We start from the raw sequence: 21,211 nt of genomic DNA on the forward strand, positions 1-21,211 counted from the left end.
TTACAAATCTGAACCTGTTGCCCAGTCTGAATCATCAGTGTTTCCGTCATCTGTAGTATGTCCTCCGCTGTTGGTCATGACCATTGTATTTACCGGGTCCTGACGCTTTTTGCCTCCTTTCAGGGAAATCATATCATTGGAGTTTAACTTTTTGTCCTGTAAAGACTTTAACTGCTTTTTCATTTTGTTACTATTTTATAATTGCTATTCAGATCGGAGTTTAAACACATCAGATCTCTACCGGTGCTGCTTGCAAGCTTATTTATTCATTTTTCACCTGTATTACGTACTACAGAATACTCAATGCTTAAATTTTCGATCCCTTGCTAATCAATATTTCGGAATAAAACAAGATATTTTTTATCCCTTAAAACGATAAGCTTACATGGAAATAAAAATCTATCATAAAAACAATGATTTATTGTTTTTACAATTTTAGATATATTTTTTGATTTGAGAAAGGGGATTTTAAATATTTTTGAAAATATTTCGGCAGCATTAACTTTATCGAAGAAAAGGCGATAAAAAAAATCTTAAAACAGTGATATATAAATTAAAATATCAAATAGAATATTGTTTTTAGGTTAAATTAATTTGAATCAAATGAAATTCTGCAGGATTGGGATTGATTTTATTTTCAGCCAAACTTAAAACGTTCCACTTTAGCGTATTCTTTAACCAGTTTGCCTGCGGCTGCCTTGCTGTATTCTAAGGAGGAGCAGAGTATCTGGTGTATCAGTATGCAGGATTAAGGTTCATTGAAAAGATTGGTCTTCATAGGAAATTCGGGCCGGAATTATGCCTGGTTCCAGAAGCTGGATTTACAGAATAATTTAAGGTGTTTAAAAAATAAATTTGCCGAAACTGCGTTTAGTAAACGAATAAGTTCAACAGAATAAATAAATTATAAAAATTACATTAAATTATGCTTTGAATAATGAATATTTGTTTAACTTTGAAATAACCAAACCAAAGTATTAATTAAAAATAATTACAATGCAGAACAACATTTTAAAGAACGGAAAAAAACTTAGAAAAGAAGATCTGAAAAATATTGTAGGAGGTGCAGGAAAAGGAGGTTCATTAGGGACACCGGATCTTTCACTTTGCGGGTGCAGCTGTACAGGAGCCGTTACCGGTCCCAAGTACTGCTCAACGTACATCGCCTGTCCACAGGTTATTACCTGCTAACAGAATATTTAGAATTATTTCACCAAGAAATAAACATTTCCACATTTAATACGCAAAAGCCTTCAGGATATTCCGGGAGGTTTTTGTAATTTTTACCAGGGCATTCAGGTGCTGGCAGATTCATCTTTTCCTGCGTATTTTCAGGAGCTTTTTCCCGCTTTCCATTGCAATCTTTTTTTTCAAAAAAGGATTTTCACTGCAATCGGGGCTAGGTGCAGGGTAGAGCAGGACTGTCTTCAGTCGTACTTCTTTCGGGAAAGCAGGATCATCAGTCATCAGACATCCGAAAAGTTCCGGTCGCGGTCAGAGCCATACCGGCTGTTTTTTTCTTCCCCTGTTTTCTGCCCGGAATAAATACTGTTCCGGCCGGAAAAAAGGTAAGAAACCACACAGGCAACCGCCACGTATACTCCGCATTCGGCCCCGAATAACTCAATGCCCATCAGCATGCAGGCGAGCGGCGTATTGGCAGCCCCTGCAAAAACGGCAACAAATCCCATTCCGGCCAGTAAACCGAACGGCAGCGGAATGAACGATGAAAGCGCACTGCCTAAAGTAGCCCCGATAAAGAACAGAGGGGTCACTTCTCCGCCCTTAAAACCTGCAGAAAGGGTAATGACGGTAAAAATGATTTTTAACGCAAAATCACAGAACGGAAGCTGTTTTTCAAAAGATTCTGATATTACCGGGATGCCCAGGCCTGCATACCGGGTTGTTCCCATGGCCAATACCAGCACTGCTATAATAATTCCGCCTGCAACAGGCCGGAACGGCGGATAGCTGATTTTCGACCTGAAAACAGCACCCATTCTTTGCAGGGACTTGCTGAAAGCTGCAGCACAGATCCCGAAAATAATCCCTGCCAGGACACTGTATAGAACAGGAAAGAACCCAAGGTCAGGGATCCGGTCAATGTGATAATGCGTATGCTGCGCACCCCAGAAATCAGTTGTGATGTCGGCAAGCACTGCTGATACAAATGCCGGGAAAATAGCCCGGTACCGGATCTTTCCTGCAAGAAATACTTCAAGCCCGAAAACAGCGCCGGCCAGCGGAGTCCCGAACACTGAACCGAAACCGGCAGCAATGGCAGCAGTAATGAGGGTTCTCCTTTCGCTGTCCGTAAGCTTAAATGGTTTGCTGAACTGATCGGCAATGGCCCCGGCCATCTGGAGCGCCGTACCTTCACGGCCGGCAGAGCCTCCGAAAAAATGGGTAGCCATCGTTCCCAGATACACAAAGGGTACCATTTTAAAAGGAATTCTTTTTTCCGGATGGTGGATGGTCTCCAGCAACAGGTTATTTCCTGCCTCGACATCTTTTCCGAAATAATGGTACATAAGCCCGGTCAGAAAACCTGCAGCCGGCAGTAAGGCAACCATCCGGATATGATGTTCCCTGAAATCAGTTGCCCATTGCAGTGATATCAGGAAACCTGCAGAAGCTGATCCTATGGACAGCCCGATCACAAGGCTGATGCAGAGCCATTTAATAACATAAGGCAGTGCCGGGTATTTCCTGAAGAAAAACCGGATATGGAATTTTGCTTTACGGCTTGTTGTTTTATGTTGTTTAGGCATGGTTTCCTGATTCAATTACTGTCCATAATCTCTTAATCAGGCGTCATCAGCACCGGTGAAACGGGGCGGTTGGGTAAGGAAGAACACCATTTCCCTGTGTTGCAAAGATAAATATTATTTCAGAAAAAAACCGTTTTCCGAGATGTACTTTCTGCTGATGGCTATACTCTCAAAAATATCCCTGTCACTCGAATCCTGTTCCAGGAACCAATGTTCGAGACCGGCTTTTTCTTTGGCTTCAAAAATTCTTTCAAAGTCAATCGTTCCGTTTCCGATTTCTGAAAAGTCTTTTGTTCCTGCTTTCATGTCTTTGACATGCCATAATGGAAATCTTTTCGGATATTTTTCAAAATAAATTAATGGATCTAAGCCTGCTTTTGAAATCCAATATAAATCCAATTCCATTTTTACTAAATCTGATGAAGAATTTTCTAAAATAAAGTCATAAATATTTTTTGTTTCATCGAATTTTTCAAACTCAAAATCGTGGTTGTGGTAAGCCATCCGGATTCCTGCCTGTTCGGTGATTTCTCCGGACCGGTTGAGCAGTTCAGGGAGTTTCCGGTAGTTATCATCTGTGCGCTCTTCAGGAAAAAGATAGGAGCAGACCATATATTTCGCTCCGATTGCATGCAGATCATCCACCGACTGTTCCCATCTGTTCAACAGCGTTCCCTTTTCGGCATGGAGAATCCCGGTGGTATGATGTGAACTGATTACTTTCAGCCCTGTATTCTTTAAGATGGCCTGAAATTCATTTTTGGTTTTCCTGAAAAAACTTCCGTTGTATCCGTAAATTTCAAGCTCTGTAAAACCGGAACCTGCCAGCCTTTCCAGGGTCTTTTCCGGGTTTTCTGAAATCGCGTCACGGACAGTGTATAACTGTATTCCCAATGTGTTTTTTCTGTTTTTAAAATTTATGCTCCCGCAGGAATAAAGGCCTAAAAACCCCAGTGAGGAAAGCTGTAAAAAATCTCTTCTGTGCATTTCATTTATAAGAAGGGTTTCATCTCATCTTCAATCTGCGTTCTGAGCTCCATCAGGCGTATGGCATAATGCTCGTTCTGCCGGTCCTGTTCAGTTTCAGGGATCCATTTCGGTACCGGAAGCTTTTTGCCGTTTTCATCCACCGCTACAAAGACGATGATGCAGTGTGTTTTTTTGTCAAAGGTCGGCTGTTTCAGGTTCCGGGAAAAAACATTGATCGAAATATGCATGCTGGAAGAACCGGTATAAATAACCTGGGCTTCCACTTTTACAATTTCCCCGATTTTGATAGGCTCGTAAAAACGGATCCCGCCCACATACACCGTAACCGAATAATTGCCGCTCCAGGTGGTTGCACAGGCATATCCGGCCTGGTCAATCCATTTCATCACGCTGCCGCCGTGGACGTTTCCTCCGTAGTTCACATCAGAAGGTTCGGAAATAAACTGGAAAGTAATCGGCTTGTTGTCCATTTTTTAAATTTCAATAAAGATATTAATAATTTTCAAAATCCTATATTTAAGCTTATTTTTGAAAATTAAATCATTATCAATGAAAAAAGTATTTTATCTCAATACATGCGATACCTGCAGAAAGATTCTGGGGCAGTTCAATTTAACGGGCTGGGAACTTCGCGAAATTAAAAAAGAACCCATTACAAAAGAGGAACTAGAGGCCATGCACAGCATCACGCAGTCTTATGAAGCGCTGATCAATAAGAAATCAACACAGATCAAATTAAGAGAGCTTGATCTGAAGACTTTGGATGAAAATGATTTTAAAGAAATGCTTCTGGACCACTACACATTTCTAAAACGCCCTGTATTCCTTACGGATGACCATATTTTTATCGGAAACGACAAAAAAAACCTGGAAGCCCTGAAAGCTTTTTTCTAAAGTGACTAACAGAAAAGGATTAGGAAACAATAAGTCGGTTATTTACTTTATGGAGGCGAATTTAGTTAAGATTAAGATCACAATTTAGCTGATACCACCATGAAGCCTGACTACAGATGAAAATGGTTTTCCTGATCGGTTTCTTCCTGGCACAGATAAATTTCTTCCTGCAAGTTAACAGGTAAACGGTACTTATATGATTAAGTAACGGCATCAATAAAGTGGACTGTAAAAGGTCCACTATCTTTTTTGAACACTGTTGGCCACTCCTGTAACGGAAACTGCAGGCTTTCCTGTTTTTGTAGGTGCCGTATTATAGAATACTTTATTATCTGTTCCTTCGATTATGATACGGGATACTTTATCGGCATACACCTTATTGCCGGAACCGGATACTGTAAGCCTGGTTATGTAGCCGTTGATGGTAATTACATTTTCAACACCTGCAATTACAGCATTTCCGCCATCTGAAGAATAGGTCTTTGTGTTTCCTACACCATTGACTTCAATATTTTTCCCGTTCTGACTGCTTGTTCCGGTTTGGGCACTTGCAACTTGGAAACCGATGAAGAAAACCGAAACTGCCAATGCTTTTTTTATCGTGATCATAAATATTGTATTTAAAATGTGGTACTACAATTAGAATGCCGTCGCATCAGGAATTATAAAAACAAAAGCCGTTTCATAGATGATGAAACGGCTTTTTTCCGGATATTTTCAATTATACAAAAGGAGCTTTCACCACTTTTGCAGAAATATTCTTGTTTCTTACCTGAATAAAGATTTCAGATCCCAATTTAAAATGAGGCTTATCCACATAGGCTAATCCTAACCCGATCTTTTTCATCGGGGACTGTGTTCCTGAAGTTACTTTTCCGATGACGTTGCCTTCAACATCCACAACAGGGTAGTCATGTCTCGGAACCCCTTTGTCGGTAAGCTCGAAGCCTACCAGTTTCCGGGTAATCCCTTCTTCTTTTTGTTTTGCGAAAGTATCCTTGGAAACAAAATCCTTATCGAATTTCGTGATCCATCCCAATCCTGCTTCAATTGGTGAAGTGGTATCATCAATATCGTTTCCGTACAGGCAGAACCCTTTTTCAAGTCTCAAGGTATCTCTTGATGCCAGTCCGCAAGGTACAATTCCTTCCGTTTCACCGGCTTCGATGATGGCATCCCAAAGTTTTTCTGCAGATTCGTTTTTGAAATAAATCTCAAAGCCTCCGCTTCCGGTATAACCTGTGTTTGAAATGATAACATCATTCACTCCGGCAACAGAACCTACGGTAAAGTTATAATAAGGAATTTCAGAAAGGTTGGTTTCCGTCAGTTTCTGAAGGATTTCCGTTGCTTTCGGGCCCTGAACTGCCAGTAATGACATGTCGTCTGAAGCATTCGTCATTTTTGCCCCGAACGTGTTGTATTTTAAAATATGATTCCAGTCTTTGTCGATATTCGAAGCATTTACCACTACAAAATATTTCTCATCTTCCATTTTGTATACGATAAGGTCATCCACAATCCCTCCGTCTTCATTCGGAAGGCATGAATACTGGGCTTTCCCGTTCTCAAGAGCATCCACGTTGTTGGTGGTAACAAACTGTAAAAGTTCTTTGGAACCCGGGCCTTCAATAAAAAACTGCCCCATGTGGGAAACATCAAAAAGACCTGCCTTTTCCCTTACGGCAAAGTGTTCTTCAGTAACTCCGGAATATTGCACAGGCATTTCAAAACCTGCGAAAGGTACGATTTTAGCTCCCAAAGAAACATGTTTGTCGTACAGTGCTGTTTTCTTCATATTTAATTTTTATTTCTATTGTTTAATTTTAAAACTTTCAAAAGCCTCGTTGAAGAGCTTCATATAATTTCCGTTCCAGTATTTCTGTTTACAGTTTACCGAAACCAGGAAAAGGTCCTTGTCCTTCTGGAAAACCCGGGTAAGCCAGACCAGCTTTTCTTTTTCATCCGCATATTCATAAAAATATTCCGTGTATCCTTTTTTACCGTTCCTGCTGGTTACCTTTTTCTCATCATCCGTAGACCGGTACAGTGCTAGAATAAATTTTTTGGTTTCTGTTTTCGGCAGATTCAGGTCGTGGTATTCTGAGATGGTGATGGCACCGATATGGCTGTCCGGAAAAATATTGACGATGCCATTATCGTCGGTCACTTTCCATGCGTCCGGAAAGGCAACCGAGTAATTCGGACTTTCATATACTTTTGTAGGCACAGACTGCGCAAAAAGGAAAAATCCTATACAGAACAACAGTGCGGACAGTATTTTTTTCATCGTATTAAAGTTGGTGCTTATATTCTTCCAGAATGATTTTAAACCACTCGGTGAAGTTATCAGGATGTTCAGCCATTTCTTTATCAAGATCTTCCATGGTGATAAATCTCACTTCATGCACTTCGTCTTCGTTCAGCATAAATCCATCCTCAAAAGTCCCGGTGAAAACATGGTCAAGCTCATGTTCCCATAACCCGTTTCCCACATCCGCTTTGTAGATAAAGCTGAATTTTTCTGAAAGCTCTACTTCGATTCCCAGTTCTTCCTTCAGCCGGCGCCGGGCACCCTCAAAGTAGGTTTCTTCAATTCTTGGATGCGAACAGACTGCATTGGTCCATTTTAAAGGGGAATGGTATTTTCCGGAAGCTCTTTTCTGCAGAAGCATTTCGCCCTTGCCGTTAAATAAAAATACGGAAAAAGCACGGTGTAACAGGCCGTTGACGTGGGCCTGCTGCTTTTCCATAGAGCCGAGAACTTTATCTTCAGGGGTTACTAAAACTACAAATTCCATTTCTACAAATGTAAGTGTAATAAATGTATTCTGGAAATTTTTGGTTAAACATCATTGTTTTTGAATTTCCGGCAGCTAGGGACTGTTAATGCATGGATTATTTTGATAATGATGACCCAGGTATTAATAATATTTAAATAGACAGATGATTTTGAAAATAAAGGATTCCGGTTATCGATGATAAGATTATACGATAATTGCGAAAAGAAAATTTTTAATCATATCAGTATAACAGCGTCCAAATTATTGAAATGATCCCCTTAATAATAGATTTTAATTAAGAAAACCAATATAAATTAAGTTTAACAAGCCTTTTTAGTGTAAAAAACATAACTTTGTTATTCAATTTTTTTATGATGGAATTAGAGTATAAAGAGCACATCAGTCCGATTCTTAAGGATGGTGTAAAAAATTATTTAATAGATATCGACGGAACCATTACAGAAGATGTTCCCAACGAAGAACCCGGAAGAATGGTAACCTGCGAACCTTTTCCCGACGCATTGGAAACCATCAACAAATGGTATGATGAAGGGCATCAGATCTGTTTTTTTACCTCCAGAACGGAAGACCTGAAGCAGATTACCACAGAATGGCTGGACAAACACGGGTTCCGTTACCACAGTGTTTTATGCGGAAAGCCGAGGGGCGGGAATTACCATTGGATAGACAACCACCTGGTAAGGGCCACACGGTACAAAGGAAAATTCACGGATCTTGTTGAAAAACAGGTAACGATTGAGGTATTCAGAGAAGAAGATTAAAAAATTAATATACAGATTAAACGATTAATTAATCATTTAACAATTTCTAAATCAATAAAAGTTTATGAAAGTTTTAGCAAACGACGGCCTGGATCAGTCCGGTATCGATGCCCTTACTGAAAAAGGCTTCGAGGTAATTACCGCAAAAGTTCCGCAGGAGCTTCTCGTAGAATATATCAATGAACATAAGATCCGTACCGTTCTGGTGCGCAGTGCAACACAGGTAAGAAAGGACATCATTGACAGTTGCCCTTCACTGGATATCATCGGGAGAGGCGGTGTAGGCATGGATAATATAGACGTGGAGTATGCCCGTGAAAAAGGGATCCATGTGATCAATACGCCCTCGGCTTCTTCAGAATCGGTGGCAGAACTGGTTTTTGCCCACCTGTTCTCAGGGGCACGGTTTTTACAGGATTCCAACAGGAAAATGCCTGTAGTGGGAGATACGGAGTTTGCTGCTTTAAAAAAATCATATGCTGCCGGTATTGAGCTGAAAGGAAAGACAATCGGGATCGTAGGGATGGGAAGAATCGGTCAGGAAGTGGCGAAAATTGCCCTCGGACTGGGAATGAGAGTGGTAGCGGCAGACAGCAATGTGGGAAAAGCAACCATCAAAGTTACTTTTTACAATAAGCAGTTCATCAATGTGGATATTGAGACAGAACCGCTTCAGGATGTTCTGCAGCACTCGGATTTTATCACGCTTCATGTTCCTGCCCAGAAAGACGGATATATGATCGGTAAAAAAGAATTTGAAATGATGAAAGACGGTGTGGCGATCGTTAACTGCTCAAGAGGCGGTGTTATTGATGAGACTGCTTTAATCGAAGCCCTGGATTCAGGAAAGGTAAAATTTGCAGGACTGGACGTGTTCATCAATGAACCTACGCCTTCAAAAGCTATTCTGAGCCATTCAAACATATCATTAACCCCGCACACAGGGGCATCAACACTGGAAGCCCAGGACAGGATCGGGCTTTCACTGGCTGAACAGATCTCAAGCATTCTGCAGATTCACTGATCATCAGCTATATTCAAATAAAAAACAAAGCACTTCATTTCATATTATATGATCCGAAGTGCTTTGTTTTTATATATTGTTTTTACTTTTCAGTAAATCCCGGATTTCCATCAGTAACTTCTGGTCTTCCGTAGGACCTGCCGGTGCTGCCGGTGCTGCCTGCGGTTTCCTGTTCAGGCTGTTCACGCCTTTGATAAGAAGGAATAAAACAAGGGCTACGATGATGAAACTGATGACGGATGACAGGAAATTTCCGTATTTAACACCTTCCCATGAAAGTTCTGCAATATTTTTTACATTGGCTCTCTCCAGTGCAGGATTCAGCAGGAGCGGAGTGATAATGTCATCCACAAATGATTTTACAATAGCACTGAATGCGGCACCTATAATGACACCTACTGCCAGATCCAGGACATTGCCTTTAAATGCAAATTCCTTAAATTCTTTTACAAATCCCATAATTAATTTTTAATGTGTTACCTTACAAAAATAGTATTTTAAAATAAAGGAAAATATAATTTCTGCCATTTTATATTAAAACAGGAATAAATAACTGTGAAATAAGAATACCACATTATCTGCTGTTCCGTTTCTGTTTTATGGCAGGTTAAAATTTCTTTTGTAAATTGCCTGTAAAATCAGTTGAATGAAGATTTTCACAGCAGAGCAGATCCGTAATTGTGACCTGTATACCATAAAAAATGAACCTGTTGCCTCCATTCAGTTAATGGAAAGGGCAGCCCAGTCCTGTGTAGACTGGATCTCCGAAAACTGTAACAACCACAGGAACTTTGCCGTTTTCTGCGGGAACGGCAATAACGGAGGTGATGGTTTTGCTATTGCTAAAATGCTGTATCTTAAAGGTTTTGATGTAGACGTATTTACCAACCCGAGAACCGGTTTTTCTGTTGATGCACAGAGCAGTTTTAAAAGTTTAAAAGAAATTTCAGGGATCTCGATCCGGGATCTTAAAGAAGCTGAAAACTACCGTTTTGATGGCAGGACGGTAATTATCGATGCGCTTTTAGGGACCGGGCTGTCCAGGGATCTGCAGGGTGAACTGAAAGAATTGGTTGAGCTTCTGAACCTGCAGAACAATATCAAGATTTCCGTAGACATGCCTTCCGGGCTTTTTGCGGATAAAATTTCTCCTCATCATCCTACGATTTTCAGGGCAGACCATACGCTGAGTTTCCAGTTCTGGAAAAGGACATTTCTCCACCCTGAAACCGGAAAATATGCAGGCAAGGTCCATATTCTGGATATCCGCCTGAGTGAAGATTACATTTCGGAAACCCCAACCGATGAATTTGTTATTCATAACATGGTTAAAGATATTTTTAGGCCCCGGAATGAATTTTCCCACAAAGGGACATACGGGAAAGTTACTATAATAGGGGGAAGTTACGGAAAGATGGGCGCAGCGGTTCTGGCAACAAGGGCCGCATTGAAAACAGGAGCGGGCCTTACGTTTACGCTGGCACCAAAATGCGGGTATGAAATCCTTCAGACGGTGAATCCTGAAGCTATGTTTATAGAAGGCGGAACTGATTTTATCGAAACTTTTGAAGCCGGTGAAAATTCTGCCCTGGGAATCGGGCCCGGCCTGGGAACCCACGAAAAAACAGCAGAAAAGTTTCTGGAATTTTTAAAGGAATATGCAAAGCCGCTGATCCTGGATGCCGATGCCCTGAATATTATCTCACAAGATCCTAAGAATATAGCGCTGATTCCTGAAAAATCTGTTATTACACCGCATCCCAAAGAATTTGAAAGGCTGTTCGGGGAAACCGAAAATTCTTTTGTAAGACTGGACCTGGCAAAGCAGAAAGCAAAGGAACTGGATATTTATATTGTCCTGAAAGACCACCACACGCAGGTTATTACCCCGCAGGGACAGGTTTTTTACAATATCACCGGGAATTCCGGATTGGCGAAAGGCGGAAGCGGGGATATCCTTACCGGTATTTTAACCTCTTTCCTTGCACAGAATTATCCTGAAAAAGAAGCCGCCATTTTAGGGGTCTGGTTTCATGGGAAAGCAGCGCAATATGCTTGTGAAAAGTATTCCAAGGAAGCAATGCTTCCCACAGATGTTATTCAGTCATTCGGAAATGTTTTCGAAGAACTGGAAAGAAAAGTGGCACGGATGCTTTAATAAATCGGGGATAAAAGAAAATAGGAATCGTACAACAGGGTTCAGCCGGTGTTAAGGTTGCCGGCAGTGAGAATTAGTGTAAAAGGATTTTATTAAAAGAAATAATATGCCGGCAGCTTCACCTGAAGTCCGGTGAAAATAATGTTCTTTATTGGTTGCTGTACAGCTTTTCAAAAATCAGAACAAAGAATGACAGCAACCGGTAAAAAATGTTCTTTATGACGTTTTATTTCGAAATGATCTGACTCAGGACTTTTTTCCCGTTTTCATTGTCGGGATTTAATGCAATCGACCTTTTATACATCTCAACGGCTTTAATTTTGTTTCCCATTTTCAGCAATATCTCTCCATAGCTGTCATAGGCGTTCCAGCTTTCCGGGAACAGATGAATATTGAGCTTGAAAATCTCCAAAGCTTCTTTCTGCTGACCGTTTGCCATCATCCGGTATGCCCAGTTATTGAGTTCGTCTTCTTTGGGATCAAATTCAGGATTTGCCTTTTGTTCATTTTTCACAAATTCAACAGCCTTGTCAAACCCTGTTTCCCGCAGGCTTTTTCTTAAATAGGTGAGTGGATCTGCTTTCGTTATATCCGGATTGTAGCATCCGGCAATTTCCTCAATAAAATCTTCGGGAGCGCTTCCTGCCAGGTTGGTTAATACAATAATCGCCAGGTGGTCGTCCAGATAGACCAGCATGGCTGATCGGTTTCCGCCGGACATTCCGATCGCTTTATGGTTTTTCCGGAATTTAGTGATTCCCCAGCCGCGTGCCCAGCCGGTAGGCGTTCCGTTATTGAATTTACCTGGTGACCACATCCTATCCAGAGTTGATGCCTTTTGAAATAACCTGCCGTTTTGCAGGGCCATGATCCAGTTTGCCATATCTTCTGCCGTACTGTTAAGGCCGGCTCCGGTGCGGGTAAAATCCGGAAATTCGGTGTAGGTATTGGTGAGTAGGGTTTCACCTTTCTTTCCGTCAGAGAAGCTGTTGTAGCGGTAGGAAGGTGCATAACCTGGAATAAGATCTCTCGAATCTCCGAATACCGTATTTTTAAGATGTGCAATTCTGAACTGTTTATTTTCGAAGAAATCGGCAAAGGGCATATGGGTAAGTTTCTCAATAATTTTGCCTAACAAATAGTAATTCGTCTGGTTATAGCTGAATTGTTCCCCTGTTTTAAATTCCAGGGGAAGTGTTTTGAGCTTTTCCCAGATGGCGGCCTCGGTCTTTAACGGGCCGATATTCCCCGTCATCGGATCAAGGAGTTTCAGGATCTCGGGCAATCCCGAAATATGGGTTAGCAACTGGTCAACAGTGATCTTTTGCCATTCAGTAGGGAGGTCATCCAGATAGGTGCTTATAGGATCTTCAAGCTTGATTTTATCCTGTTCTACCAGCTGCATCACGGCAACACCGGTGAAAACTTTTGTATTGGAGTTGATCGGGAAAACAGAGGTATTGCTTACCGGGATATGATACTGTAAATTTGCAGTTCCATAGGATCTGCTGAGAACGATCCTGCCATTTTGAATAACTGCCAGCTCTACTCCGGGGATTTTCCTTTCTTTCATTTCTCTATGAATGATCTCATCAACAAAGGCTTTAGCTGGCTGAGCGGAAAGTTGTAACGAAATGAACAGCAGCAATAAGTAGGTTCTCATCTTATTAAAACAATCCTGCAATACTTTTCATTACACCGGAAAATATAAAAACAAATTTTTATATTTCATCGGCGAATATCTTTCTTAAACGGATCAGCTTTCCCGCCGTTCCTGTCAGATACTTGAAATTGTAGTACGGGTAGAGTAATATAACCATACAAAAAAGCAGGTCTGTAATGATACAACCTGCTTTTTATGAAAACCCGCCGGATAATTGACGGCTTCAGAACTTTATAAATATATACCTAATCCGGTTTTTCGTTTTCTTCTTTCGTGATGGTGAACTTTTTGGAAATGACCATAATCACCACGCCTGCAATCATAAAAGGAATAGAAAGGACCTGACCCGTATTCAATCCTCCGATCCGGATAAACTCATCACCCTGAGGCTCTTTCAGGAATTCTACAAAAAACCTGATGGCCCACAGGATAATAAAGAAGAGGCCGAAAAGCCATCCCTGCTGGTATTTCTTATTGGTTTTCCTGTATAGAATCCATAATAAAACAAACAGGCAGACATATCCGAAAGCTTCGAATAACTGGGCCGGATACCTTGGTACGGTAAGCCCGTATTCGCTGCTCTGCTGCGGGAACAAAATCGCAAAAGGAGAGTTGGGGTCTACTGGCTTGCCAATAATTTCAGAGTTGAAAAAGTTACCCAGCCTCACAAATGCGCCTCCCAGAGAGACAACAATTCCCAGGCGGTCATATACCCAGAAAGGGTTTTTCCTGATGATTTTAAATGAATAATACAGGGTCGTAAAAATCAGGGCAATCGTAGCGCCATGGCTTGCCAGTCCGGAAAATCCGGTGAATTTAAAGCCGTTTTTGGTGCTTATCGGTAGAAATACACTCCAGAAATCTTCTTTGAAAAGCTCCGGCTGATAAAAGATCACGTGCCCCATCCTGGCGCCCAGGATGGTTCCGATCAGGGTCCAGGTAAAAAGCGGTTCCAGGTATTTCTGGTTAATATTGTCAATTTTGAAAATCCTGTTCATCAAAACATAGCCGAAACCAAACGCGAAAATGAACATTAAGCTGTAAAAGTGGAGCGTAACAGGCCCCAGCTCGATTCCTTTGGAAGGGTTCCAGATTTTATAGGTAGTTTCAAGGCTAACGGAATCGCCGGAAGTAAGCAGCTTGTCTGTTTTTACCGCATACCTGAAGCTTTTGATGTTTTCTTTGGTCGGTGCAGCTTCCACAGGCTTGAAATTCTTATCCAGAAACTGGTATTTCGCCTCTTTGAACTTAGCCAGCGTCAAGGCACTGAAATTAAAATAAGCAGGCTCGAAATTAGATTCGTTCAGGATGACCAGGAAGTTTCCGCTGACTTTCCTGTCCGGGAACACATTGAGGTCTCCCAGTTCCGTAGTGGAATAAACCTTAACGGGAATATCGGCGGCGTTCACCTTTAAAGTAGCATCAGACATTCCGTCCGGGTAATTTTGCGCAAAGAAAGACTGGGTAACCAGCGCAAAGAATACGAGATAAAATCTGAAAAAAATATTACTCATTTCTATTTTTTTAATAGTTTGTTTTTTAATGATCATGTTTCGGCGGAACGGGGTCATAGCCGCTTCCTCCCCACGGGTGGCATCTTGAAATCCTTTTCAATCCCATCCAGAACCCTTTGAAAATACCGTGAACCTGCAGTGCCTTTACCATATAATGCGAACAGGTAGGCTCATACCGGCAGTTTTTAGGCAATAAGGGCGAGATAAACCACTGGTAAAATCTGATCAGTATTACCAGGGGGAAAGTGATTATTTTATTGGGTATAAGTTTCAAAACAATGCAAAAATAGGCTAAAAAATTGAAAATTAGTTTAAATTTGTTAGAAGTTTGGGGATTTCAGTGGCCTGTTTGCCGGATAAATTCCGGTGTCTGCCGAATGGTAAAACCGAAAAGCCGGCGGCCGTAAATCTACGGTTGTTCCCAAGCTAAAAAATATGTCAATTAAATCTGAACAACCTTGGATCAAAATATTCCTTTAGCTGAAAAATTAAGGCCCAAAACACTGAGTGATGTTTTGGGACAGGAGCACCTTACGGGTGAAAAAGGCACCATCCGGAAGATGCTCGAAAACAATTCCCTGAATTCACTTATTTTCTGGGGCCCTCCGGGAACAGGGAAAACTACGCTGGCTGAAATTGTTTCAGAACAGTCAGGAAGGAAGTTTTACAAGCTTTCTGCCGTTTCTTCCGGGGTGAAAGATGTGCGGGATGTGATAGAAGATGCCAAAAAGCAGAACCTTTTCTCCGGAAAATCCCCGATTCTTTTTATTGATGAAATCCACCGGTTCAACAAATCCCAGCAGGACTCCCTGCTACATGCGGTTGAAAAGGGGTGGATTGTCTTAATTGGTGCTACTACTGAAAACCCAAGCTTTGAAGTGGTTTCGGCACTGCTTTCCAGGAGCCAGGTGTATATCCTGAAATCTCTTACCTATGAGAAGCTTGAAGAGCTCATCGATATTGCGCTGGAAAGATTTAATAAAGATGAAAAAACGGATTTCAGGATTGCTGAAAAAGAGGCATTCATCCAGTATTCCGGCGGCGATGCGAGAAAGCTGATCAATTCTGTGGAGCTGGTCCTGAACCAGTATAAAAACTCCTCAGTAACTGAAATCAGAAATGAGACGGTGCTGGAAGTCCTGCAGGAAGCCATGGCACTGTATGATAAGAACGGCGAACAGCATTATGATATCATTTCGGCATTCATCAAATCCATGCGCGGAGGCGATCCCAACGGTGCCGTGTACTGGCTTGCCAGAATGATTGCCGGAGGCGAGGATATCAAATTCATTGCCAGGAGGATGCTGATCCTTGCTGCGGAAGACGTGGGGCTGGCTAATCCCAATGCACTGGTAATTGCCAATAACTGTTTCCAGGCTGTGAATGTCATCGGGAATCCCGAGGCAAGGATTATTTTAAGCGAGACAGCGGTATACCTGGCGGTTTCCCCGAAAAGCAATTCTGCCTATATGGCCATCAATGAAGCGCTGGCGCTGGTGAAAAAAACCGGCAACCTGCCTGTGCCCCTGCATCTGAGAAATGCACCGACCAAGCTGATGAAAGACCTGGATTACGGCAAAGAGTATAAATATGCCCATTCCTATGAAGGGAATTTTGTAGATCAGGATTTCCTTCCGGAAGAGATCAGGGAAACCAGGCTCTATCAGCCGGGGAACAATGCCACGGAGAAAAAGATCTATGAGGAACTTAAGAAAAAATGGACCGGTAAATACTGAAAAAGGATGCTCAGCTGAGCATCCTTTCATTTAAATATGATCTGAGAAATTATTTCTTTGTTGTGGTAATCGATACGGCTTTTTTACCGTTATGGTCCACAGCTTCCATATTGTACAGGATATCACCGTATACTAGCGTGTCCGTATTGGTAAATTCATATCCGTCAATCAGAACCGGGGTTTCTTTCGGCAGCCCGAACTGGATGTTGACATCAGAAAGCGTAAGCCTGTCAAGTGCACTCATGCCGTTCTTAAGTTTATATTCTACCAGCCCGTTGTCTGCAATGTAACTGAACTTTTTAAGATTCTGCGGAAGTTCCGCTGCCGTTTTATAGGTACGCGTACTCTGGATGGCATTTTTATGATTGGCAGTGAACATATCTGCCGTTCCTACAATATCATTGGCAACTGCAAATTTTGCCTGAGGACTTTTCTGTGCAAAAAGAGTGGCAGAAGACAGCAGTAAAAATGAGTAAAGTAATTTTTTCATAATATTGGAATGAATAACGATTAAAAACGTGATAAATATAGTATTTTTTTATAAAATATGAATAAAATTTTGCGATAATTTAACCGATGGTGGTAAATAATATAATTTTGTTATTATTCGCCTGGTTTTTCATGCGAATGTTCATTTTTATTATCCACGATATTGCTGATGATCTTTTTTAGTCTCTGAAAGATCAGCGAACTGAACAGTAAGATGATTCCCAGTATAATAAAAGCGATGATCCTGGAAACATTGTCCATTTCCCAGACATCATAAGCATATAATTTTAGGATCATCAATGCCAGGAGTGAAAATCCGGCCCTGCTGTATTCCTTTTTATGAGTCCTGAGTCCTTTGTAAATAAAGATGCTGGCGGCAATGGCCCAGATGACAGGCAGGTACAGCATGCTGAAATGCCTGCCGGTTTTTATAAGGTCCGAATCAGGGGCATTAAAAATTGCATACAGATGATAAGTTTCAAAACTTACTGCGGTTACGGCAGCAGTGGCAACAAGCCAGTAGGAAACCCGGGTGCTGAAAAAATCTAAAGCCGGCAGGATTTTTACCAGTGTATATACAAAAGGAATACTGTAAAACAGGTATGCCATATAATAAGCTGAAGGAATTTTTTCTATGAAATAATCAGAAACCAGCCCCGTACCTGCTGTTGAGGTATTGATAATGATCAGGATTAAAAACAGGTAAAGGAGCGGTTTTTCCGGAAGGGTGTCCAATTTCAGTTTCTTCCGCAATATCAGCAGCAGGAAAACATAGCAGATGCTGAAAAGCATGGCCATGCTGAAAATCACCGTCTGAGGTTTTGATGCAATATGATATACCATTTCAAAAAGGAAAGCAAGATAAATGATCAGGCCGCTTATGACGGTAAATATTTTTTCAAACAGATAAGCACCTTTGTCATTCCCGGTATGTTTTCTCAGTAAAATCAGGTTGACAAAAGTGGTCACCATTGTGATAAAACTTGTAAGGAATACCGGGTTGAAGAGTATAGCCAGGTGTCCGGCATTAGTATAGGCAGCCCAGCTGATGATCTGTGCGATGATAACCAATGGAAACAGGGCATAGAAACATGATCTGAAAATAGCATGGCCCGTTTTCTTCCAGATAAAAAGAAGTAATGTCGCCTCAATAGCCCATATGCTCGTAATTAAATGCGCCTGAAACTGCAAGGCAAATGCAACCGTCATAAGCCCTGCAGCAATTCCTGTAAAAACGGAGTAGGGTACGCCGAAGTTCTTCCGGGAATATTCCCGGAAAAGCAGCCCCAGGTTAACCAGTGCAAAACCGGCCGGGAAAATGATAACAGGCCCGTACTGCAAAGTATTAAAAATATATACCAGGCCGGTGATGCTTGTAAAATTGACCAGTACAAGCATTAAAATATCAGAAGACGTCAGAATTTCCTTTTTAAAGTAATGCTGTAAAGCAAATAAGTAGAAAATAAGGTAACCGGCCAGGTAAAAATAGACACCGGAAATTTCGGTTTTTTCAACGGTCCAGAACAGCAGGTAGATGCTGGTAAAAAAAAACGCGATCCAGCCGACGCTCTTCCAGCTTTTTAAGAAAGCGATGGCCAGCATCCCGATATTCAGGACGGTGATATAAGTGAATAAAAAAAGATAGTTGCTTTCTCCGGTACTGATCATCAGCGGAGCCAGAAAACCGCCGGATAAAGAGAAAATAATCAAGGTCTCGCTTTTATAGTAGTAGGAGAGGGATAGGGAAACCAGTGTGATCAGGCAAATAACGGAAAAAGCCGTGTTCTGTGAGAACAAATGGTACTCCCTGAACCCGATGGTTGCGGTAAAGTAAAAGACCGCAACCCCTCCGCCTGTAACAATAGATGAAAAAACAGAGTAATTCTTCCTCAGGAAATGGCTGACGGTAATAAGGGCAGCTCCGGCCACAAAACCGATGGCCGCTCTTGCCGTCTCTCCTAGCCAGTTCCTGTCAATGGCATATTTCACAAAATACCCGATTCCGAGAACAAGTGTAAAAATCCCGGTTATGGTTAATGCGTTCTGCTTCAGGAATTCAGCAATAATACGGAGGCGGTCATTTTGAGGCGGATGAGGCAGGTCTTGCGGCAGCAGGACACCGGATGGTGCAGCGGACAGCTCCTGATCCTGTCCCTGATGCTGTACGGCTTCTGCCGTTTCATTTTCATTGATCCCTTTGATCTTACGGGCCGTACTGCCGTTAAATTCTTTCCTGAGCTCAGAAATCTCCTTTTCCAGTCGCCGTACCCTGTGGTTCAGATGGTTGAAAATAACGAAAATGACAAAGATTAATATAATGATCAGGAAATACATCATTTTTCGTTTTTTTAGAATACCAAATATAATGAAATGTTTGCTAAGGCCTTAAAATAATCCACCATACAGGAATGTACGGTGGATTATGATAACGGGTATGATGTAAAATTAAGTTACATATGTTTTTAGTTTGATACTTTATAAATGTAGAAAGAGGTGGTACTGGTTCCCAGCAATCCTGCATCAAGTACTGAAGCACTGGTAAGCCCGAAAGAAATCCGGTCCCCGGCCTGGAAGGTAAAAAGGTTGTTGACACTGGATTCTGAAATGGTAAGGCTTAATATGCCCAGGTTGGCGCCGCTGAAAGATCGGGCGTCAATCAAAGTATATGTCCCTGCCCTGTTTCTCAGGACGGCAACGCCCGGAGCATTGGTCAGCAAGGCTCCCTGAAGGCCGGTTCCGTAGCGGAATGAAAAGCCGACAGCATATACCCCGTTTGTAGGAACTACATAAGTATTGTCCGTATCAGAAAATACGGCAGTGGTACCCATTATCCTCTCCGAGGTCAGGAAGTTAACCGGCCTGAATCCATTGGGCAGCACGCCCAGGTTGATAAGATTGATGCCGCTTGATTTCCGTGCCGAATACACAGAGGTGCTTACACCGGTAGTCGTGCTCATCTGGCTGATTACCGCATTGGCAATGAGCTGGGGGTCTACCTGAGATACCTGGAAATCACCGCCCGTGTTTTGGTTCACTGCTAAAATCTGATATCCCGGCAGCGAAGGAGCAGAAGGGGTATCCCTGATTTTTAAAGTTCCGTTAACATCTAGAGTGGCCTGCGGGTTAGTAGTATTAATCCCAACTCCAGCATTCTGCGCGAAAAAGGGAGCTGACATTACAGCCAGTAATGCACTACAAATTTTGGTCTTCATGTTTTAAAAATTTAGTTAATAAATCAGTAATGTTATCTCAGTAGTTTTCAGCTGAAAGATAACAAATATTATGCAAACTGCAGTTCTGTTATTAAATATTTTTAATCATTTATCCTTTTATTTCTCTGTATTATGCAATATTAAAGGGTTTGTGTTGAATATAATAAACTAAAAATGGAATTATGGTTAATTTTAAACAAAATGACGTGGTATTCCGGTTTTGTAATTATAATTTATTGTAAATCAGTAATTTATTAAAAAATTACTCCACTTTTTGCATTCAGATTAAACGGGTGTGGTATGCCATACTTTTTTTACCGTTAAATAGGCTGAACGTTCAATTTTCCAGGATAAACGCTTTATAATTTCCCAAAAACGTGACTTTCGCATCCAGGGCTTTCAGTTCTTCCAGCGCATGGTTGTGCAGTGCAGATTCCCACTTTCCCGTAACGGTAATAAAGAAAAAATAATTGCCCAGGCCGGTTTTCAGTGTCCGGGATTCTATTTTGCTGAGGTTCATCCTGCGCCATGCAAAAACTGAGAGTACCTGATGAAGGCCGCCTGCATGGTCTTCCGGCAGGGTGATCAGTAGCCCGGATTTTTCACCCATCGCCTTAAGACGGCTGTTGTCATATGTTTTCAACCCTTTGGAAATAATGATAAAACGGGTATGGTTCTGGTCAGAATCCTGGATATTCCGGTGTATGATCTTCAATCCGTACAGGTCAGCCGCAAAAGGGTTGGCTACTGCGGCCAGGTTCCTTTCAGGATGGTCCGCAACATGTTTAGCCGCTGCTGCCGTTGAAGAATATTCCTGCTTCTCGGCATGGCTGAATTTTTCATCCAGAAAGTGGAAGCACTGGGCCAGGGCCTGCGGATGGGAATAGATCTTTGTAATATGGTCAACATCACAATCGGGGTGAACCATCAGCTGGTGGGCAATCGGCATAACGGCTTCCGCTTCAATGCCTATGCCGGGCGTATGATACAGGTAATCCAGCGTCATGGAAACCGTCCCTTCAATGGAATTCTCCAGCGGGACTACGGCTTTTTCCGCTGTTCCGTTTTCTACGGCGAGGAAACAGTCTAAAATATGGGCCTGCGGCAGAAGCGCTGCGTCCGGGAAAAGCCGGCTGGCGGCAAGCTGCGTAAAACTGGCCTGCGGGCCCAAGAATGCAATTTTCATAATTGGGAT

General features: G+C 41.9%; 22 protein-coding genes and 1 riboswitch. Of the genes, 6 read left to right on the plus strand and 16 right to left on the minus strand.

Translation table 11 applies throughout. From position 1 onward, the window contains the following. The gene (locus tag SD427_RS06615; protein ID WP_320560487.1) at positions 1-183 is read right to left on the minus strand and encodes a hypothetical protein; all 183 of its coding nucleotides are present in this window, start codon (positions 181-183) and stop codon (positions 1-3) included. 813 nt (positions 184-996) lie between these two features. Here SD427_RS06615 and SD427_RS06620 point away from each other — a divergent pair. Further along, the gene (locus SD427_RS06620; protein ID WP_320560488.1) at positions 997-1,191 is read left to right on the plus strand and encodes a hypothetical protein; all 195 of its coding nucleotides are present in this window, start codon (positions 997-999) and stop codon (positions 1,189-1,191) included. Between the two features lie 275 nt (positions 1,192-1,466). Here the strand turns inward: SD427_RS06620 and SD427_RS06625 are convergent, their stop codons facing one another. The 3 genes from SD427_RS06625 to SD427_RS06635 form a co-directional block, all read right to left on the minus strand. Beyond that, positions 1,467-2,771, minus strand: coding sequence for a voltage-gated chloride channel family protein (locus SD427_RS06625; protein ID WP_320560489.1), 1,305 nt, complete (start codon positions 2,769-2,771; stop codon positions 1,467-1,469). A 30-nt stretch (positions 2,772-2,801) separates the two neighbouring features. Continuing rightward, positions 2,802-2,874, minus strand: a riboswitch (Fluoride riboswitch). A gap of 11 nt (positions 2,875-2,885) precedes the next feature. Beyond that, complete coding sequence (locus SD427_RS06630; protein ID WP_320560490.1) at positions 2,886-3,758, minus strand: sugar phosphate isomerase/epimerase; 873 nt, start codon at positions 3,756-3,758, stop codon at positions 2,886-2,888. A gap of 5 nt (positions 3,759-3,763) precedes the next feature. After that, complete coding sequence (locus SD427_RS06635) at positions 3,764-4,231, minus strand: acyl-CoA thioesterase (protein ID WP_320560491.1); 468 nt, start codon at positions 4,229-4,231, stop codon at positions 3,764-3,766. A 79-nt stretch (positions 4,232-4,310) separates the two neighbouring features. Between SD427_RS06635 and SD427_RS06640 the strand changes: the two genes are divergently transcribed. Continuing rightward, positions 4,311-4,655: an arsenate reductase family protein gene (locus SD427_RS06640; protein WP_320560492.1), complete on the plus strand. Its 345-nt coding sequence runs from the start codon at positions 4,311-4,313 to the stop codon at positions 4,653-4,655. Positions 4,656-4,895: 240 nt separating this feature from the next. Here the strand turns inward: SD427_RS06640 and SD427_RS06645 are convergent, their stop codons facing one another. From SD427_RS06645 to idi, 4 genes are all read right to left on the minus strand, one after another. Then, positions 4,896-5,264: a DUF3060 domain-containing protein gene (locus SD427_RS06645; protein WP_320560493.1), complete on the minus strand. Its 369-nt coding sequence runs from the start codon at positions 5,262-5,264 to the stop codon at positions 4,896-4,898. Positions 5,265-5,376: 112 nt separating this feature from the next. Beyond that, on the minus strand, positions 5,377-6,453 hold the full coding sequence (gene gcvT / locus SD427_RS06650) for a glycine cleavage system aminomethyltransferase GcvT (protein ID WP_320560494.1): 1,077 nt from the start codon (positions 6,451-6,453) through the stop codon (positions 5,377-5,379). Between the two features lie 15 nt (positions 6,454-6,468). Then, on the minus strand, positions 6,469-6,945 hold the full coding sequence (locus tag SD427_RS06655) for a hypothetical protein (RefSeq protein ID WP_320560495.1): 477 nt from the start codon (positions 6,943-6,945) through the stop codon (positions 6,469-6,471). A gap of 4 nt (positions 6,946-6,949) precedes the next feature. After that, a complete protein-coding gene (idi, locus tag SD427_RS06660) occupies positions 6,950-7,456 on the minus strand; it encodes an isopentenyl-diphosphate Delta-isomerase (protein WP_320560496.1) in 507 nt (168 codons plus the stop codon). A 356-nt stretch (positions 7,457-7,812) separates the two neighbouring features. On the opposite strand from idi, the gene SD427_RS06665 reads away from it, so the two are divergent. After that, a complete protein-coding gene (locus SD427_RS06665) occupies positions 7,813-8,220 on the plus strand; it encodes a phosphoheptose isomerase (protein WP_320561027.1) in 408 nt (135 codons plus the stop codon). 64 nt (positions 8,221-8,284) lie between these two features. Continuing rightward, complete coding sequence (locus tag SD427_RS06670) at positions 8,285-9,244, plus strand: D-2-hydroxyacid dehydrogenase (protein WP_320560497.1); 960 nt, start codon at positions 8,285-8,287, stop codon at positions 9,242-9,244. 69 nt (positions 9,245-9,313) lie between these two features. Here SD427_RS06670 and mscL read toward each other — a convergent pair whose 3' ends face one another. Further along, the gene (gene mscL, locus SD427_RS06675) at positions 9,314-9,703 is read right to left on the minus strand and encodes a large conductance mechanosensitive channel protein MscL (protein ID WP_320560498.1); all 390 of its coding nucleotides are present in this window, start codon (positions 9,701-9,703) and stop codon (positions 9,314-9,316) included. Positions 9,704-9,890: 187 nt separating this feature from the next. On the opposite strand from mscL, the gene SD427_RS06680 reads away from it, so the two are divergent. After that, positions 9,891-11,402: an NAD(P)H-hydrate dehydratase gene (locus tag SD427_RS06680; RefSeq protein WP_320560499.1), complete on the plus strand. Its 1,512-nt coding sequence runs from the start codon at positions 9,891-9,893 to the stop codon at positions 11,400-11,402. A 226-nt stretch (positions 11,403-11,628) separates the two neighbouring features. Here SD427_RS06680 and SD427_RS06685 read toward each other — a convergent pair whose 3' ends face one another. The 3 genes from SD427_RS06685 to yidD all read right to left on the minus strand — a co-directional run bounded on the left by SD427_RS06685 (position 11,629) and on the right by yidD (position 14,844). Then, positions 11,629-13,065: a serine hydrolase gene (locus SD427_RS06685; RefSeq protein WP_320560500.1), complete on the minus strand. Its 1,437-nt coding sequence runs from the start codon at positions 13,063-13,065 to the stop codon at positions 11,629-11,631. 245 nt (positions 13,066-13,310) lie between these two features. Further along, positions 13,311-14,159, minus strand: coding sequence for a prolipoprotein diacylglyceryl transferase (gene lgt, locus SD427_RS06690; RefSeq protein WP_320561028.1), 849 nt, complete (start codon positions 14,157-14,159; stop codon positions 13,311-13,313). Positions 14,160-14,604: 445 nt separating this feature from the next. After that, complete coding sequence (yidD, locus tag SD427_RS06695; protein WP_320561029.1) at positions 14,605-14,844, minus strand: membrane protein insertion efficiency factor YidD; 240 nt, start codon at positions 14,842-14,844, stop codon at positions 14,605-14,607. Positions 14,845-15,037: 193 nt separating this feature from the next. On the opposite strand from yidD, the gene SD427_RS06700 reads away from it, so the two are divergent. After that, positions 15,038-16,315 carry a replication-associated recombination protein A gene (locus SD427_RS06700; RefSeq protein ID WP_320560501.1) on the plus strand — a complete coding sequence of 426 codons (1,278 nt, stop codon included), beginning with the start codon at positions 15,038-15,040 and terminating at the stop codon, positions 16,313-16,315. A gap of 49 nt (positions 16,316-16,364) precedes the next feature. Here SD427_RS06700 and SD427_RS06705 read toward each other — a convergent pair whose 3' ends face one another. The 4 genes from SD427_RS06705 to pheA all read right to left on the minus strand — a co-directional run bounded on the left by SD427_RS06705 (position 16,365) and on the right by pheA (position 21,202). Continuing rightward, complete coding sequence (locus SD427_RS06705) at positions 16,365-16,805, minus strand: hypothetical protein (RefSeq protein ID WP_320560502.1); 441 nt, start codon at positions 16,803-16,805, stop codon at positions 16,365-16,367. Positions 16,806-16,918: 113 nt separating this feature from the next. Then, on the minus strand, positions 16,919-19,141 hold the full coding sequence (locus tag SD427_RS06710; protein WP_320560503.1) for a DUF2339 domain-containing protein: 2,223 nt from the start codon (positions 19,139-19,141) through the stop codon (positions 16,919-16,921). A gap of 125 nt (positions 19,142-19,266) precedes the next feature. After that, on the minus strand, positions 19,267-20,016 hold the full coding sequence (locus SD427_RS06715; protein WP_320560504.1) for a hypothetical protein: 750 nt from the start codon (positions 20,014-20,016) through the stop codon (positions 19,267-19,269). A 337-nt stretch (positions 20,017-20,353) separates the two neighbouring features. Beyond that, positions 20,354-21,202, minus strand: coding sequence for a prephenate dehydratase (gene pheA, locus SD427_RS06720; protein WP_320560505.1), 849 nt, complete (start codon positions 21,200-21,202; stop codon positions 20,354-20,356). Between the last annotated feature and the right edge of the window lie 9 nt (positions 21,203-21,211).

It is taken from the genome of Chryseobacterium sp. JJR-5R, from assembly GCF_034047335.1.
Classification (GTDB): domain Bacteria; phylum Bacteroidota; class Bacteroidia; order Flavobacteriales; family Weeksellaceae; genus Chryseobacterium.

Bases quoted from the DNA above. Each gene is read 5' to 3' on its own strand.
- SD427_RS06615 (WP_320560487.1), bottom strand. From the start codon at position 183: ATGAAAAAGCAGTTAAAGTCTTTACAGGACAAAAAGTTAAACTCCAAT.
- SD427_RS06620 (WP_320560488.1), top strand. From the start codon at position 997: ATGCAGAACAACATTTTAAAGAACGGAAAAAAACTTAGAAAAGAAGAT.
- SD427_RS06625 (WP_320560489.1), bottom strand. From the start codon at position 2,771: ATGCCTAAACAACATAAAACAACAAGCCGTAAAGCAAAATTCCATATC.
- SD427_RS06630 (WP_320560490.1), bottom strand. From the start codon at position 3,758: ATGCACAGAAGAGATTTTTTACAGCTTTCCTCACTGGGGTTTTTAGGC.
- SD427_RS06635 (WP_320560491.1), bottom strand. From the start codon at position 4,231: ATGGACAACAAGCCGATTACTTTCCAGTTTATTTCCGAACCTTCTGAT.
- SD427_RS06640 (WP_320560492.1), top strand. From the start codon at position 4,311: ATGAAAAAAGTATTTTATCTCAATACATGCGATACCTGCAGAAAGATT.
- SD427_RS06645 (WP_320560493.1), bottom strand. From the start codon at position 5,264: ATGATCACGATAAAAAAAGCATTGGCAGTTTCGGTTTTCTTCATCGGT.
- gcvT (WP_320560494.1), bottom strand. From the start codon at position 6,453: ATGAAGAAAACAGCACTGTACGACAAACATGTTTCTTTGGGAGCTAAA.
- SD427_RS06655 (WP_320560495.1), bottom strand. From the start codon at position 6,945: ATGAAAAAAATACTGTCCGCACTGTTGTTCTGTATAGGATTTTTCCTT.
- idi (WP_320560496.1), bottom strand. From the start codon at position 7,456: ATGGAATTTGTAGTTTTAGTAACCCCTGAAGATAAAGTTCTCGGCTCT.
- SD427_RS06665 (WP_320561027.1), top strand. From the start codon at position 7,813: ATGGAATTAGAGTATAAAGAGCACATCAGTCCGATTCTTAAGGATGGT.
- SD427_RS06670 (WP_320560497.1), top strand. From the start codon at position 8,285: ATGAAAGTTTTAGCAAACGACGGCCTGGATCAGTCCGGTATCGATGCC.
- mscL (WP_320560498.1), bottom strand. From the start codon at position 9,703: ATGGGATTTGTAAAAGAATTTAAGGAATTTGCATTTAAAGGCAATGTC.
- SD427_RS06680 (WP_320560499.1), top strand. From the start codon at position 9,891: ATGAAGATTTTCACAGCAGAGCAGATCCGTAATTGTGACCTGTATACC.
- SD427_RS06685 (WP_320560500.1), bottom strand. From the start codon at position 13,065: ATGAGAACCTACTTATTGCTGCTGTTCATTTCGTTACAACTTTCCGCT.
- SD427_RS06705 (WP_320560502.1), bottom strand. From the start codon at position 16,805: ATGAAAAAATTACTTTACTCATTTTTACTGCTGTCTTCTGCCACTCTT.
- SD427_RS06710 (WP_320560503.1), bottom strand. From the start codon at position 19,141: ATGATGTATTTCCTGATCATTATATTAATCTTTGTCATTTTCGTTATT.
- SD427_RS06715 (WP_320560504.1), bottom strand. From the start codon at position 20,016: ATGAAGACCAAAATTTGTAGTGCATTACTGGCTGTAATGTCAGCTCCC.
- pheA (WP_320560505.1), bottom strand. From the start codon at position 21,202: ATGAAAATTGCATTCTTGGGCCCGCAGGCCAGTTTTACGCAGCTTGCC.